Annotated in this window: 13 protein-coding genes; 1 reads left to right on the plus strand and 12 read right to left on the minus strand. The window is 36.7% G+C overall.

Going from position 1 to position 14753, the window contains the following annotated elements; all coding sequences use genetic code 11:
* Positions 1–19: 19 nt before the first annotated feature.
* From I6G50_RS06720 to I6G50_RS06755, 8 genes are all read right to left on the minus strand, one after another.
* Entirely contained in the window at positions 20–775 is a 756-nt protein-coding gene (locus tag I6G50_RS06720; RefSeq protein WP_004260148.1) for a MurR/RpiR family transcriptional regulator, read from the minus strand.
* A 103-nt stretch (positions 776–878) separates the two neighbouring features.
* Positions 879–2051 (minus strand): MFS transporter, encoded by a 1173-nt coding sequence (locus I6G50_RS06725; protein ID WP_197908329.1) that lies wholly within the window; start codon positions 2049–2051, stop codon positions 879–881.
* A 131-nt stretch (positions 2052–2182) separates the two neighbouring features.
* Positions 2183–3793 (minus strand): PTS transporter subunit EIIC, encoded by a 1611-nt coding sequence (locus I6G50_RS06730; protein WP_004260146.1) that lies wholly within the window; start codon positions 3791–3793, stop codon positions 2183–2185.
* Between the two features lie 40 nt (positions 3794–3833).
* A complete protein-coding gene (chbG, locus tag I6G50_RS06735) occupies positions 3834–4583 on the minus strand; it encodes a chitin disaccharide deacetylase (RefSeq protein WP_004260144.1) in 750 nt (249 codons plus the stop codon).
* Between the two features lie 10 nt (positions 4584–4593).
* On the minus strand, positions 4594–5904 hold the full coding sequence (locus I6G50_RS06740) for a 6-phospho-alpha-glucosidase (RefSeq protein ID WP_197908330.1): 1311 nt from the start codon (positions 5902–5904) through the stop codon (positions 4594–4596).
* A gap of 57 nt (positions 5905–5961) precedes the next feature.
* Complete coding sequence (locus tag I6G50_RS06745; RefSeq protein WP_197908331.1) at positions 5962–6432, minus strand: PTS sugar transporter subunit IIA; 471 nt, start codon at positions 6430–6432, stop codon at positions 5962–5964.
* Positions 6433–6661: 229 nt separating this feature from the next.
* Entirely contained in the window at positions 6662–8650 is a 1989-nt protein-coding gene (uvrB, locus tag I6G50_RS06750; RefSeq protein WP_004260139.1) for an excinuclease ABC subunit UvrB, read from the minus strand.
* Positions 8647–9102 carry an RNA pyrophosphohydrolase gene (locus I6G50_RS06755; protein WP_042753187.1) on the minus strand — a complete coding sequence of 152 codons (456 nt, stop codon included), beginning with the start codon at positions 9100–9102 and terminating at the stop codon, positions 8647–8649. The genes uvrB and I6G50_RS06755 overlap by 4 nt, the downstream gene beginning before the upstream one ends.
* A 106-nt stretch (positions 9103–9208) precedes the next feature.
* Here I6G50_RS06755 and def point away from each other — a divergent pair, with 106 nt between their 5' ends.
* Positions 9209–9835, plus strand: coding sequence for a peptide deformylase (gene def, locus I6G50_RS06760; protein WP_004260137.1), 627 nt, complete (start codon positions 9209–9211; stop codon positions 9833–9835).
* Positions 9836–9875: 40 nt separating this feature from the next.
* On the opposite strand, the gene I6G50_RS06765 is transcribed toward def, so the two are convergent.
* From I6G50_RS06765 to rpoD, 4 genes are all read right to left on the minus strand, one after another.
* Entirely contained in the window at positions 9876–10121 is a 246-nt protein-coding gene (locus tag I6G50_RS06765) for a hypothetical protein (RefSeq protein ID WP_004260136.1), read from the minus strand.
* A 2-nt stretch (positions 10122–10123) separates the two neighbouring features.
* Positions 10124–10726, minus strand: coding sequence for a hypothetical protein (locus I6G50_RS06770; protein WP_197908332.1), 603 nt, complete (start codon positions 10724–10726; stop codon positions 10124–10126).
* Between the two features lie 180 nt (positions 10727–10906).
* Complete coding sequence (locus I6G50_RS06775) at positions 10907–13159, minus strand: ATP-dependent Clp protease ATP-binding subunit (protein ID WP_081164933.1); 2253 nt, start codon at positions 13157–13159, stop codon at positions 10907–10909.
* A 210-nt stretch (positions 13160–13369) separates the two neighbouring features.
* The gene (rpoD, locus tag I6G50_RS06780; RefSeq protein WP_004260131.1) at positions 13370–14752 is read right to left on the minus strand and encodes an RNA polymerase sigma factor RpoD; all 1383 of its coding nucleotides are present in this window, start codon (positions 14750–14752) and stop codon (positions 13370–13372) included.
* Position 14753 lies beyond the last annotated feature (1 nt).

The raw sequence follows: 14753 nt of genomic DNA on the forward strand, positions 1-14753 counted from the left end.
GATGTTTTTTAATATTCATTTACTTATACTTTATTTTTCCCATGTTCCGATAGACCACATAACTGTCAGATAAAATGCGGGCGTTCATCTGTAAAGACATGCGACTTGCTGTATCTACACTTTCGATTTCTAATTTTTTTAAGGGACTTTCGTGAGAAAGCATCGTTAAATCTGAAATTTGCTCTAGGGTACTGCCCAAACCACTGCTTAAAAGTAATATCTTACTCCCTTTTGATTTTGCTAATCTTACTGCATTTACGAGACTTGGTGTTTCACCACTTTGTGAAATAACTAAGATCACATCCCTACTTGTAGACTGTTTAGAAAAATATAGTAACAAGTCATCATCATCAATATTAAAGCACGAACGATTTAAAAGATTAAATTTTCGAACCAGATAATTGGCGATTGGTGTTGTTGATCCCAAAGCAAAGATATAAAGGTGCTCTGCCCTATGAAGAATTGTAACCATCTCCTCAACAAGTTCTGCCGACAATAAATCAATTGTTTTTAGAACTTCTTCTAAATTTTTATTAATTACAGCATTAATATCATCGGAAAAGTTACCAACTCTTCTTGTTACTTTATTTTTGGTCAAGCTCCGATATTCAGAATAGCCAGAGTACCCTTTTTTCTTTAAAGTACGGATAATACTAGATGTTGACACATGCATGAGCTTTGCAAGCTCGGTGATATTCATTTTAAGATTCTCAGGGTTATTTATCAAATAGCTATAAATATACTGTTCAGTATGAGTCAATTTTTCTTTTTTCATGGTAATCCCTTCGCGCTTATCCCTTATCTAGCTTAATTCTATTGTAACTAAAAACTATTACTCACACAAATGTTAAAAAGGAACAAGCTAAATCCTAAGGCTTCTATTGATGCACTTCTGACTCTTTACTTTTAGTAGTTAGCTTATTATAGAATATTACTACAAATCCAAATGCAAAAATGCTAATAAACAGATAACTCATCAGAATTCCGCGAACACCAATGTAATCTATTGTGGAAGCATAGAGTTGTGCCAGTACTACCCCTGCCAGGTTCGCTATAAACATATAACGCATAGTTAGTGTCCCCATGATTTTTTCGCTTAGATGGGATTTTAGAATTGTTAGAACTCCAACATAAAGAAAAGCAAAATTTACACCATGTAAGAGATAGGTGGCGATAAAAGTCAATGCATTAGGACTCATCAAGGCTAGTGCCCATCGCAAAATGGAAGCCAAAAAGCCAACTATGAGGATTCTCTGTGCTCCCACTTTACGTATCCAAGCATCCACTACATAAAAAGCCGAAACTTCGGACACACAAGAACCGAGAAAAACTGCAATACTTACGTAAAGTGTAACTTGTTGCAAAGGCAAGGAGAATTGCTCACGCAGATAGCCATTAAAGAGATATCCGAAAGATCCAGGTAAAGTCGTTATCAAGGCACAAGCAAGAATCAATAAGGTTGCTTGGAAAGGAATTTTAACTTTCGAACGACTTATATTTTGTAGATTTCTAGTTTTTGAAAAGGGAGCTTTGAGTTGTAAAAATAACAAGATTAGATTGATCCCTGCTGACAAAATCATTAAGGCGGAAATATCAAAGCCTAGTAGTAAAATACCGCTCACAATAAAGCCGCTGGTCGCATAGCCCAATGAACCAAACATACGAAATTTTCCAAAATCCAACCCTTTACGATTCACTTCCTCTAAGACGGAGCTTTCATAAAAAATATCGCATCCCACTGCTCCTATTTGATAAATCATGAAAGCCATCACAAAAATAGTGGGCTCATTTACGATAAAAAGTAGTAATGAAAGTACAATGCGCACTACTAAGGTACAACATATCACAAAATTACGCCACTTTCCCTGCTTCAAAAGTTTACCATAAAGAAAAAGTGAGCCTATAACGATAAGTTGTACTAAGGTCAGCACTTGTAAGCTCACTGAAGTCCCGACATTTTTTACTAGCATCAACGGTTCATATTGAAAAATCCACATTGCTGTTAGCACTGAATACATATAGAGTTGAATACGATATATTATATTTGTCACGTTTTTATACCTTTACGATTAATTTTTTAAGAACATCTTTTTTGAAAATATATCAAATACAAATAAAAATCGCACCAGCCATTATTGTCTGTATATAGTGTGCGATTTTTATATTTTAAAAACACTTTCATTTATTGCTGAGAAGACACATTATCGTGATTAGCTACCTTACCACTTCTCAAATCTTCTACATATTCTTGAAGTGAATCTTTTACGCTCTCGACCCCAAGTCCAACCACAATTTGAATATGCTTTTGCTTATCAACAACCCCAGAAGAGGGATATTCTTTGAGCTTATTAATGTCAACCTTGCTTTCCTCATAAACATCTAATCTCAGTCTTGTGAAGCAGTTATAAATATTTTCAATATTATCCACACCACCAAGTCCGGCAATAATCAGGTCTAAGTTCTCATTTTTTTCGACTACTGCTGTTTCATTGGTTGATGTTGTAGATTTTTTTGTTTTAAAACTATTAATTTTTTCTTTTACTTCTTCCATTTTTTGACGGCCGATGGTAGGAATGTTAAGCTTGATAATCATTGTCTTGAAGACAAAGTACTCAAGCGCAGCCAGTCCTAGCCCAATAGGAATTAGTAACCAAGTGTTTGCCAATTCCATCGGTACAGATAATGCGTACATGGTTGTATTAATAATATTTTCAACAAACATTTCAAGTCCTAAAACATTTGAAATAAATAAGCCAAAACCGTAAACAATCGCATGTGCAAACCAAAGAATTGGTGAAATGAATAAGAACAAGAATTCTAAGGGTTCAGTAATTCCTGCAAAGGCTGCAGCAAATACTGCTGGGATTACAATTGCTTTAACTTTCTGTTTATTTTCTGGAAGTGAAGTTTTAATAAAGGCTAAAGCAATACCGATTGGTAAAGCAATATAACCAAAGTTAACCAAGTAACCAATTGATTCATGAATTGTACTGATCTGATTAATGTTACCAACCTGTGCCAACCAAATATTCATAGCACCGTGGTAGCTTTGACCTGCAATTTCTGCTGTTCCACCTAATGGTGTGTAGTAAAGTGGCATCCAGAGTAAGTGGTGCATACCAAATGGTAAAAGCATACGATTAAGAAAACCATACAGGAAGAAGCCAAATGAACCCATGCCGCTCATAGCATTTACTGCTGCATTTACACCCCCATTGATTGGTGGCCAAATATAAGTGACAAGAATTGCAGCAAGAATTGTCACAGCAATAATCAAGACATAAGCAAACTTCGTTCCCTCATAAGGGGAGAGATATTTGTGAAATTTAACATCACCAAAACGATTAACAAAGTAACCCACCATGATTCCTAAGGCAATACCTAAGAATACACCCATGTCTGTTACTTGGATACCAAGCACTAAGTTTTGTCCAGTACCAAATAAACCTTGTTCGCCAGGTTCGGCTAATCTTCCTGTAAAGTCAAGCCAGTAATTATTAGCAAACAAGAAAATCATAAAGGTTGTAATCCCTAAAATTGCAGCATCAGTTTTCTTTTTCTTAGCCATGGCTGCTGCAATACCGACACAGAAAATAACAGATAATTGACTAATTGCACCATTTGTAATAACAGTGAAAATACCTGTCCCAAACTCTTTAATAGCTCCTGGCATAAAGTCCAGTTTTAATACTGCGGCAACTGAAATAATCAGACCAGAAACGGCCATAAACATGACAGGCTGAATAATAGCACGTGAGAAGGTTTGTGCTCCTTTTTGAATTTTTTCTTTCATTTATTTTCCTTACTTTTATTTTCTTCAAAAATCTATAAGTTTATTGAAGATCACGATAAGTTCCTAGAGTAATTCCCATTTCGTCAAATAAAATTTTGTACTTTTCTTTCGTTAATTCGCGTACCTGATAAGCACGTCCTGATGTAAAGCTTGAACGATCTAAAAGTTCCGCATCAACATATCCAGGATGACACATCGCTTCGACACTTCCGAAAGTCAAACAATCATCAATCAGGGAACGAATTGCCATAGGGCGCCAAATTTCTTTCTCCATCCCTAGGCTATCGAGTGTATGAAAGAAGCGTCGGGTTGTCAATAAGTCATCTGACACCTTATAATTACTCCGTACAGGAAGATGGTATTCCCTAGCTAATTTTTCAAAAACTTCCGTCAATGAACCAATACTATTTACATGATGGTGGCTATCTAAATGCGTGGGTTCAATACCTGCCTGAATGACCTTTTCAATTTGTGATTTCCATTCGAGATAAAGTTCTTCTAAATTAATTTCAAAATCTGCTTCATAGAAGGATAAATGATGAAAATTACCTTTTTCATTAACAAGTGATGGAACATCTGTACGAAGTGGGGCTCCACAAGTCAAAACTAAGTGTACACCAATTCCCAAATTAGGATTTTCTTTCGCAAGTGCTTTAGCATGATCGAAACCAGGCATATTTGCCATCATTGTAGTTGAAGTTAGAATTCCATTGCGATGAGATTCGATGATGCCGTGATTAATACCATTACCATATCCAAAATCATCTGCATTAATAATCATTAAAGCCATTGTTTTCTCCTTATTTCAGTTCTACCCAATAGTCGCCATTAACCTCGATCATTTCATCCAAAACTTTTTTAGCAACGATGGCATTAGGTACTGATTGATTCAATGTAAATGCCTCAAACGCTTTTTGATAGGAATTTTCGAAGAAAGCATCTACTAATAATTTCTCAGAAGCAACCTGCGCTTCCATTAATCCTTTATGAAAATCTGGAATGTCTTCACGAAGTGAAATCGGTTCAACACCACGCGCATTCACATAACAAGGTACTTCAACGACGGCATCTTCACGTAAGTTTGGAATAGCTCCCTTATTTGGAACAATCAACATGAAGCGATCATTTTTATTATGCAAGATTGAAATCGCAATCTGTACTATATATAAACCATGTCCGCTTCCTTCATAATCAATCGTATCTAAATCACGATTTTCAATAATTTTTGTTGCCGTTTCTTTGAGCTTTTTCAAGCGGTCATCCATAATTTCATTGGCGCGTGTGTAATTTGGATTAGCTTCTTTCACAATACGGTTATTGTAAAGATAATATTGTAAATAGTTATTTGGTAAATGTGTCGGAAAATCTACAGTTAAATCAGCCATGATATCAAAAGCATGTGCCCATGACTCATCTTGGCTTTCGGTATTCAAGCCATTTTCGATAATACCTTCAATAATTTCTGGCATAATATCTTTGCCTTGGGAAACATCATAAATTTCCTTATACCAGCCGAAATGATTCAAGCCATAGTATTGAGAAATAAAGTTGGTACGATTAAGCCCAAAAGTATCTTCCAAAACTTCTTCAATACCTATAGTCATATCACATGCATTAACGATTTTAATATTTGGAAATTTTCTGCGAACAGATTCAGCAACGATAGACTCTGGGTTAGTATAATTCAGAATCCAAGCATCTGGTGCATAATCTTGAATGTGTTGAACCATTGCTAGAAAGCTTTTCATTGAACGCATTCCATAAGCAAAACCGCCCAAACCACATGTTTCTTGACCAACTAGACCATGCTTGAGTGGAATCTTTTCATCGGTTTCACGCATTTCCATACCACCCGCACGAATTTGTGAAAAAACAAAATTGACACCTTCGAAAGCTACTTTTGGATCTTGTGTGACAACTAATTTTGTATCCAAATTATTTTTTTCAAGTAAAAATTGAATAATAACTCCCATATCAGCATTGCGCACCTCATCAATATCATACAAGCGAATTTCCCCAATAGGAAATTCTTTCTCATATTTAAGTGCTGTTAGTAGAATTCCAGGTGTATAACCGCTTCCCGCTCCCGCGATTGTAATAATATTTTTCATTTTTTTCCTCTCTTTTTAGCCTATTAAGACTTTATATCATTTCTCTTGAACCCAGTATTAAATACTGAAAACAGGAGTATTTATTTCCTTATTTAAAACTAATGATGTTTTACCATCAATTTCTGGCATAATTATCAAGACATCTGTTTGTTTACCTTGCGCTTTAATTGTTTCAAAATCAGCAGTTGCGATGTGGGTGTCTTTAGTTACAGCTTGGCCTTCAGTAACATGAAGATCAATGCCCTGTCCTTCCAGTTCAACCGTGTCAAGACCGATATGTACAAGAACACCCAGACCTTTATTGCTTTTAAGCAGTATTGCATGCTTGGTGGGAAAAATACTTTCTACTGCTCCCTCAACTGGGGAGTAAATATCATTTTCAGTGGGTTGTACGGCAAAACCTGCTCCCATCATTCCTTCTGAAAATACAGCATCTTTTACTTCAGACAGTGGAATTATATTACCACTTACAGTTTGGTAGACTTCTGTTTTATTTGAAAATACCGTTTTCAATTGACCAAAAACCATTTCATAACCTCCTTTTCTTAATATAATTTTAACAGGACATCTCAGGAAAATTTTACAAAAGCTACAAACATTTAGAAAATATTTCCTAAATAACAAAAAGAAGATGGTTTGTTCCCTGTATTAAATACTCTTCTACTCTCCTTCAAAGTTAGACAAAATACAAAAAAGATATGACGCCCTAATGGCATCATATCTTTTTCTTTAATTTAGTTTTCTACTCTAAGCTATTTTAATCTAAAGCTTTGATTTCTAAAATCATATCACGCAGTTGTGCAGCAGATTCAAAGTCAAGCGCACCTGCTGCTTCGGCCATCTCTTTCTCCAGTTTCTTGAGCAATGTTTTACGTTCTTTTTTAGTCATTGCTTCAGCAGAAACCTCTTCAACTTCGCCAGACTCTGTTCGCTTACTAATAGAGATTAAATCACGGATTTCTTTCTTAATCGTTTGAGGAACTATGCCATGTTTTTCATTATAAGCCATTTGGATCTCACGACGGCGACTTGTTTCATCCATGGCGCGTTGCATAGACTGTGTAATTTTATCACCATACATGATAACACGACCATTAGAATTACGAGCCGCACGACCAATTGTCTGAATCAAGCCACGTTCATTACGTAAGAAACCTTCTTTGTCTGCATCCAAAATGGCTACAAGAGATACTTCCGGAACGTCAATCCCTTCCCGTAAAAGGTTAATCCCTACTAACACATCAAATACACCAAGACGCAAATCGCGGATAATTTCAGTCCGTTCTAAAGTCTTAATATCACTGTGCATGTATTTAACCTTAACTCCCATTTCTTTGAAATAAGAGCTTAAGTCCTCTGCCATCTTCTTCGTCAAGGTTGTCACAAAGACACGTTCATTTTTTTCAACACGCGCATTGATTTCTCCTAAAAGGTCATCAATTTGTCCCATCATTGGTCGAACTTCGACGATCGGATCAAGCAATCCTGTTGGACGGATGATTTGCTCAACTATTGTATCTGTCTGTTCCATTTCATAATCACCTGGTGTGGCAGATACATACACAATCTGATGGACATGACTTTCAAACTCTTCCCGACGTAACGGACGGTTATCCAAAGCTGATGGCAGACGGAAACCATAATTTACTAACATATCTTTCCGTGCTCGGTCACCATTATACATCCCTTTGACTTGACCCATCGTCATATGACTTTCATCAATCATAATCATAAAATCATCAGGGAAGAAGTCAAGTAAAGTAAATGGTGGTTCTCCTTCGGTACGCCCATCCATATGACGTGAATAGTTTTCGACCCCATTACAGTAGCCCATCTCCCGAAGCATCTCGATATCATAGTTGGTTCTTTGCTCCAAACGTTGTGCTTCCAAAAGTTTGCCTTCACTTCGAAAAGCTTTCAGCTGCTCTTGCAATTCAGCTTCGATCTTAGCAATAGACTCTTCCATACGATCATCATTGGTCATAAAGTGAGTCGCGGGGAAAATAGCCAAGTGATCAACCTCGCCTAAAACCTGACCTGTCAAAGCTTCGATTTCACGTATACGGTCGATTTCATCACCAAAAAATTCTACACGAAAGGCATGCTCATCTCTTGAAGCAGGGAAGACTTCCACAACATCCCCTCGCACACGAAAGCGACCACGTTGAAAATCAATATCATTCCGTTCAAACTGAATACCTACTAAGTCATTCAATAATTTATCCCGAGAAATCTCAAGCCCTGGGCGTAAACTTACTACGCTATCTTGGTATTCTTTAGGAGATCCTAAACCATAAATACATGAAACAGAGGCCACTACAATGACATCATTACGTTCTAAAAGTGAACTTGTCGCACTATGGCGGAGCTTATCAATCTCATCATTCACGGAACTGTCTTTTTCAATGTAAGTGTCTGAGGATGGTACATAAGCTTCTGGTTGATAGTAATCATAATAGCTGACAAAGTATTCCACAGCGTTATTCGGGAAAAACTCTTTAAACTCACTATAAAGCTGTCCCGCAAGCGTTTTATTATGCGCCATAACCAAGGTTGGTTTATTCGTCCGCGCAATAACTTGACTCATGGTGTAGGTCTTACCTGTACCTGTAGCTCCACGTAAAATTTGAGCTTTTTCTCCATTTTCAATATTCTCTACAAGCGTTTCAATAGCTTCACCTTGATCTCCTGCTGGTTCGTATTTACTGACCAGATCAAACTTATTATTTGTTATACGTTCTATCATTTTATTTCCTTAAATTCTTTCTTAAAATAAGTCAAAGCTTTGCGATAAACTTCTGACTTAAAACTAAATCTGTTGAAATCAATCTCAGCAAAAGGGAAAGCCTTATAACTGATAAACTCCGGATGACTCGTTTTCATATTGAGAACAGCATCTGGATGTAACCTAACAAGAAAATATTGCTGCTCTTGTCCTTTGTAGCTCCATGCGTGAAATGTCACCCCGTCTGGAAAATCATAACGTAACAATTCTGGATATTTTCCAACAATATCAAAATCAGTCGTACCAATTTCCTCTTCCAGCTCTCTAACTACTGCCTGCTCAGCATTTTCTCCCTTTTCAATTCCGCCTTGCGGAAAGCCCCAAATTTGGGGCAAATCTGCACGTTGAAAAAGTAAAATTTCATTTTCCGCATTCAAAATGATTGCTGCTGTATTTTTTCTATAAGTTTTCATTTCTGCCCCCTTATAAGCTTTCTCTTTAATCAATTTTAACATTTTTGGTAGAAAATTTATGCTATAATTAACTAATAGTAATAATATATCAAGGAAGTAAAAAAAAATGTCTGTACAAGAAAACTTAATCAAAGCAAGTCATATGATTAGCATGGACGATATCGTTCGTGAAGGAAATGAAACACTTCGGACAGTTGCTGATGAAGTCAGCTTGCCACTGTCTGATGAAGATATCATTTTAGGCGAAAAAATGATGGAATTTCTTCGAAATTCCCAAAATCCTGCTATTGCAGAAAAAATGCAGCTACGTCCAGGTGTCGGTCTAGCTGCTAACCAGCTCGATATTGCTAAAAAGATTATCGCTGTACTTATTCCTAACGATCCTGAAATGGACGAAGACGGTAATGAGATTGCCCCAAAAGAAGCTTATAAAATGGCAGAAATCATGTATAATGCTAAAGTCGTGAGCCATTCTGTTCAAGATGCAGCCATCGAATCAGGAGAAGGTTGTCTTTCTGTTGACCGTGAAGTGCCTGGCTTAGTTATCCGTCACGCGCGTGTAACAGTAGAGTACTACGATAAAAACAATGAAAAACACAAAATCCGTCTGAAAGATTTCCCTTCAATGTGTGTACAACATGAAATCGATCATACAAATGGTATCATGTTCTACGATCACATTGATGAGAAAGAACCTTGGGCTATTAAAGACGGCCTTCTGATTGTCCAATAAATTTTCAAGCAAAAAGAATAAGCCAAAAGCTTACTCTTTTTTATTTTAATAATTTTTCAAGCTGTCTTTTCCTTATCCGGTAGTCCTGAAGAGTAAGGAAAATTGTAATGAAGAGGTAGATGATGTAAACAAAGAAAACATATGATGGCATAGCGATTACTATCACACATCCACTAATTGGACCAATAAAATAATTATTGACTTGGTTAAAGGTAGTGTATTTTGAAGAAGTTTCTTGATCATATTTCCGAGCCATATCTTCTTCATTTAAAATTTTCCAGAGCATAATTACTGATTTCCAGAGCCTCTAGGAATCCATGCACGGGAATAAAAAACTTTTCCATGAATAATCGCATTTGCCCTAATCATATTTACAGTCGCCCTTATCATACCACGTGTAAACATAAATAAATTACCAGAAAAAGCAGACATAGCTGCGGAAAGGACGTTTATACCTGACTGTGCATATTTTATAGCTTGCAACATACTCTTTGAAAGATAAAGATTATAATTTCCATTTTTACGATTGCCATACCATACTATTTTCGTCACTCCAGTTCCTCTCTGAAACATTATCTTTTTAATCTCCGTAGAAACCTTATAACCTGACTTTTCTAATATTCGTACTAAATCTGCATCTGAAATCATTGCTGTTTCCTGATTACCTTCTTGTTTAGTAATCATTACTTCATTCATCTGTTGGTGAAATTCTTTCAGCTTTTCTGCTTCAGAACCTAAAAATAGGGCTTCATTATTTTCATTTGTCTCATTCTCTACTATTGTGTAAGCTTCTGCTCCAACCTTTATAGAAAAAATAGGATAAACTCCTGAGAATAGCAGTAAGATAAGTACAAATACTAATACTATTTTTTTTAAATACTTATTTAACATATTTTCTCCTTTCTTAATAAGAAATTTTCATTAAAATAACTCAACATTTCCCCTCATTTCACCATAATAAATTCCTTTTTATATAAGTATTAGTACGAAAAACAAATACAATATTCACAAAAAAAAATAAAGGTTGAATAACCTTTATTTTTTTGTCTTTCTAGAAACATACTAAACTAATTATTCTTCATCCGGTTCTTCTAAAGCCTTAGTTTGTTTCTCTTCTTTCTTTACTTCTTCAGGCTTATTCACAATAACAATTTTGTCATCAACCAAGTCTGCAAGTAACTCTTTATATTCTGGATGTTCGATATAGAAATCAGCAATAGCATCTTCAATATTATCCTGAATAGTACGACGAAGTGGACGTGCTCCCATCTTCGGATCGTAACCAAGGTCCACAAGTTTTTCCTTGGCTGCTTGGGTAACATCTAAATGAATATCATTTTGACTGATTTGAGCATTCACTTCATCAAGCATAAGGTCGACAATCTTAAGAAGATTTTCTTTACTTAAAGCTGAGAACTCGATGATCGCATCAAAGCGGTTCATAAACTCTGGGCTAAAGAAGTTATCTAATTCCCCTAGGACCGAATTTGTACGCCCTTCACGCGCTGCACCAAATCCAACATTTGCTTCTACTTTACCTGTGCCTGCATTTGAAGTCATAATGATAATGGCATCTTTAAAGGAAACTGTACGGCCTTGCGCATCAGTCAAACGGCCATCATCAAGAATTTGTAAGAACATGTGCATAACATCGGGGTGAGCTTTTTCAATTTCATCCAGCAGAATCAAACTATATGGGTTGCGACGTACGCGCTCAGTCAATTGACCAGCTTCTTCATAGCCAACATAGCCCGGAGGAGCACCAATCAATTTGGCCACACTATGTTTTTCCATATATTCCGACATATCAAAACGAATCATACTGTCCGCCGAACCAAAGAGTTCATGGGCAAGCTGTTTTGCAAGCTCAGTCTTACCGACACCAGTAGGACCAACAAAGAGGAAAGAACCAATTGGACGATTTGGTTTACCAAGCCCAACACGGGAGCGACGAACAGCTTTAGAAATTTTGTCAATAGCTTCATCTTGCCCGATAACATGATTCTTTAAATCTTCAGCTAGATTAATCAGTTGTGTTTGTTCTTTTTCTTTCAGATCTCCCACTGGAATATGCGTTTTCTCTTCAACAATCGCTTCAATATCTTTTTCAGTGATATTGGGCATTTCAGTATCTGAAATTTCATGATTTTGGAGTTCCCGTAATTTAGCAATCTGATCACGGAAATGCGCTGCTTTCTCAAAGTCTTCACGTTGCATCGCATCATTTTTTTGAGATTCTGCTTGTTCAATTCGTTTCTTTATATCTTCTGGATCAACGAATTTAAGTGTAAGGTTCTTTTTAGAACCTGCTTCGTCAAGCAAGTCAATCGCTTTATCTGGCAAGAAACGGTCTTGAATATAACGATTAGACAGATTGGCTGCAGCTAATATAGCTTCGTCTGAATACTTCACATGATGATAATCTTCATAACGTTTTTGAATACCACGCAAAATAGTAATCGTTTCATCAACTGAAGGCTCATCTACTTTAACCGGCTGCATCCGACGCTCTAAGGCTGCATCTTTTTCAATAATTCTGTACTCATTTAGTGTAGTTGCACCGACAAGTTGAAGTTCACCACGCGCCAAAGCTGGTTTAAGAATATTACCGGCATCCATATTTCCTTCGCCCGCTGAACCTGCTCCAACGATTTCATGAATTTCATCAATGAAGAGAATTACATCATCACGTTTACGAATTTCTTCCATCAGCTTTTGCATACGTTCTTCAAACTGCCCACGCACACCTGTACCTTGAACTAAGCTAACTACATCAAGACGAATAACTTCTTTATTTTGCAGTTTTTGTGGAACATCTCCGTCAACAATTTGCTGAGCTAGTCCCTCTACTACTGCGGTTTTCCCAACACCAGGTTCCCCGATAAGAACAGGGTTATTTTTTGTACGACGGTTCAAAATTTCAATAACACGGGTAATTTCGGAATCCCGGCCAATAACTGGATCAATTTCTCCACGGCGTGCTGCATCTGTAATATTAACGCCAAATTCTTCTAAGAGTCCTTTAGGAGCTTGTCCTCCCCGAGGATTCTGTGGTCCACCAGGACCTCTACCGCCTGCTTGAGTTGGCGGTGTCATTGGACGTCCTTGATCATTGCCATGTAAGGCTTGGAAAATATCAGGAAATGGATTGAAAGGATCATCATTATTAGAAATATTTGTAGCCCCAGCAAATAAGCTTTCTTGACCACCTGATTTCATAATTTGATAACAGTTTTGGCATAAATCAACTTGCTTGCGCTGACCATTCACATTGGTGTAAAGGTGAATTGTCGCTTCATTTATTTTACAATTTTGGCAGAGCATTTCGTCCTCCTTTGTGGTTACATCTTTTCTTTATTTTAACTTATTTTTTTAGAATTAAAAACTCAAATCTGATCATCTTCAAGTTTGACCTTTTTTGACCTTTAATAATTTTTATTATATCACTTCTATAAAAATTATCAAATCTTTTGTACTATGATAATTTACTTTAATTCAAAAAACTCCCGACATTTGTCGAGAGTATTCTTATTCTTACATAAAATCACGCAATGGTTTGCTACGACGTGGGTGACGCAATTTTTTAATTGCTTTCGCTTCGATTTGGCGAATACGTTCACGTGTTACCTTAAATTGTTTACCAACATCTTCGAGGGTATGCATACGTCCATCATCGAGTCCAAAACGCATACGTAGTACATTTTCTTCGCGGTCTGTCAATGTATCCATAACTTCATCAAGTTGCTCACGTAGCAAGATTCGGTTCGTATAGTCTACTGGACTTTCAATTACATCATCTTCAATGAAATCACCAAGATGTGAATCGTCTTCCTCACCGATAGGTGTTTCCAAAGATACAGGCTCTTGAGCAATTTTTAAGACTTCACGCACTTTATCAGGTGTCATGTGTAACTCTTTACCAATTTCTTCTGGCAATGGGTCACGTCCTAACTCTTGCAAGAGATTACGTTGGACCCGGATCAATTTGTTGATTGTTTCCACCATGTGTACTGGGATACGAATTGTACGTGCTTGGTCAGCAATGGCACGTGTAATTGCTTGGCGAATCCACCATGTCGCGTAAGTTGAAAATTTAAACCCTTTAGTGTGGTCAAATTTATCAACAGCCTTCATCAAGCCCATATTTCCTTCTTGAATCAAATCTAAGAATTGCATACCACGGCCTGAGTAACGTTTTGCGATTGAAACAACCAAACGTAAGTTGGCTTCAGCCAGCATTTGTTTTGCAAACTCTGCTTCTTCACCACCAGCAACAATCGCCTCAGCAAGTTTTGTTTCTTCTTCAAGTGAAATCAGCGGATAACGTCCAATTTCCTTGAGGTACATGCGTACAGGATCATCGATACGGACATTTGTTACGATTTCATCCATTGCATTATCATCAAGCTTCTCTTCTTCTTCAGCTTGTAATGCCAATGGACTAGGATTACCATCTTTATCTACGATTGAAATTCCTGCATCTTGGATTTGTTGGAGTAAATCTTCAATAGCCTCTGCTTCCAAACCAAACTTAACCACGAGCTCATCAGTGATCTCATCATCCAAAGCTTCTTCAAGAGGTTTGCGTTTAGTGATATAAGCTGCTACCGCTTTATCAAAAGCTTTACTATCAAAAGTATCTGAATCTTTAATATCTATCTTTTTAGCAGCTTTTTCTTTAACAGAAGTTACATTTTTAGAGCCTTTTTCTTTAAGCTCATTCACATCAACTTTTTCAACAATAATAGGTTTAAAGTCCATTGCTGCAAGGATTTTTGCTTCTTCAGCTTCAAAAACTGAACTTGAATGAGATTTAACTGCCATGCCAAGTTCTTGTGCTTTTGCGATTAAAGCTTTATTAGTAATTCCAGTTTCTTTTGCAATTTGACTGATTCTTTTTTTATTATTACTTGCCAAT

Origin of the sequence: Lactococcus garvieae, assembly GCF_016027715.1 — a bacterium.
Taxonomy (GTDB): Bacteria; Bacillota; Bacilli; order Lactobacillales; family Streptococcaceae; genus Lactococcus; species Lactococcus garvieae_A.

What these genes read in the sequence shown, in the direction of transcription:
- I6G50_RS06720 (WP_004260148.1), bottom strand. Translation starts at nt 775, where the DNA reads ATGAAAAAAGAAAAATTGACTCATACTGAACAGTATATTTATAGCTAT.
- I6G50_RS06730 (WP_004260146.1), bottom strand. Translation starts at nt 3,793, where the DNA reads ATGAAAGAAAAAATTCAAAAAGGAGCACAAACCTTCTCACGTGCTATT.
- chbG (WP_004260144.1), bottom strand. Translation starts at nt 4,583, where the DNA reads ATGGCTTTAATGATTATTAATGCAGATGATTTTGGATATGGTAATGGT.
- I6G50_RS06740 (WP_197908330.1), bottom strand. Translation starts at nt 5,904, where the DNA reads ATGAAAAATATTATTACAATCGCGGGAGCGGGAAGCGGTTATACACCT.
- I6G50_RS06745 (WP_197908331.1), bottom strand. Translation starts at nt 6,432, where the DNA reads ATGGTTTTTGGTCAATTGAAAACGGTATTTTCAAATAAAACAGAAGTC.
- uvrB (WP_004260139.1), bottom strand. Translation starts at nt 8,650, where the DNA reads ATGATAGAACGTATAACAAATAATAAGTTTGATCTGGTCAGTAAATAC.
- I6G50_RS06755 (WP_042753187.1), bottom strand. Translation starts at nt 9,102, where the DNA reads ATGAAAACTTATAGAAAAAATACAGCAGCAATCATTTTGAATGCGGAA.
- def (WP_004260137.1), top strand. Translation starts at nt 9,209, where the DNA reads ATGTCTGTACAAGAAAACTTAATCAAAGCAAGTCATATGATTAGCATG.
- I6G50_RS06765 (WP_004260136.1), bottom strand. Translation starts at nt 10,121, where the DNA reads ATGCTCTGGAAAATTTTAAATGAAGAAGATATGGCTCGGAAATATGAT.
- I6G50_RS06770 (WP_197908332.1), bottom strand. Translation starts at nt 10,726, where the DNA reads ATGTTAAATAAGTATTTAAAAAAAATAGTATTAGTATTTGTACTTATC.
- I6G50_RS06775 (WP_081164933.1), bottom strand. Translation starts at nt 13,159, where the DNA reads ATGCTCTGCCAAAATTGTAAAATAAATGAAGCGACAATTCACCTTTAC.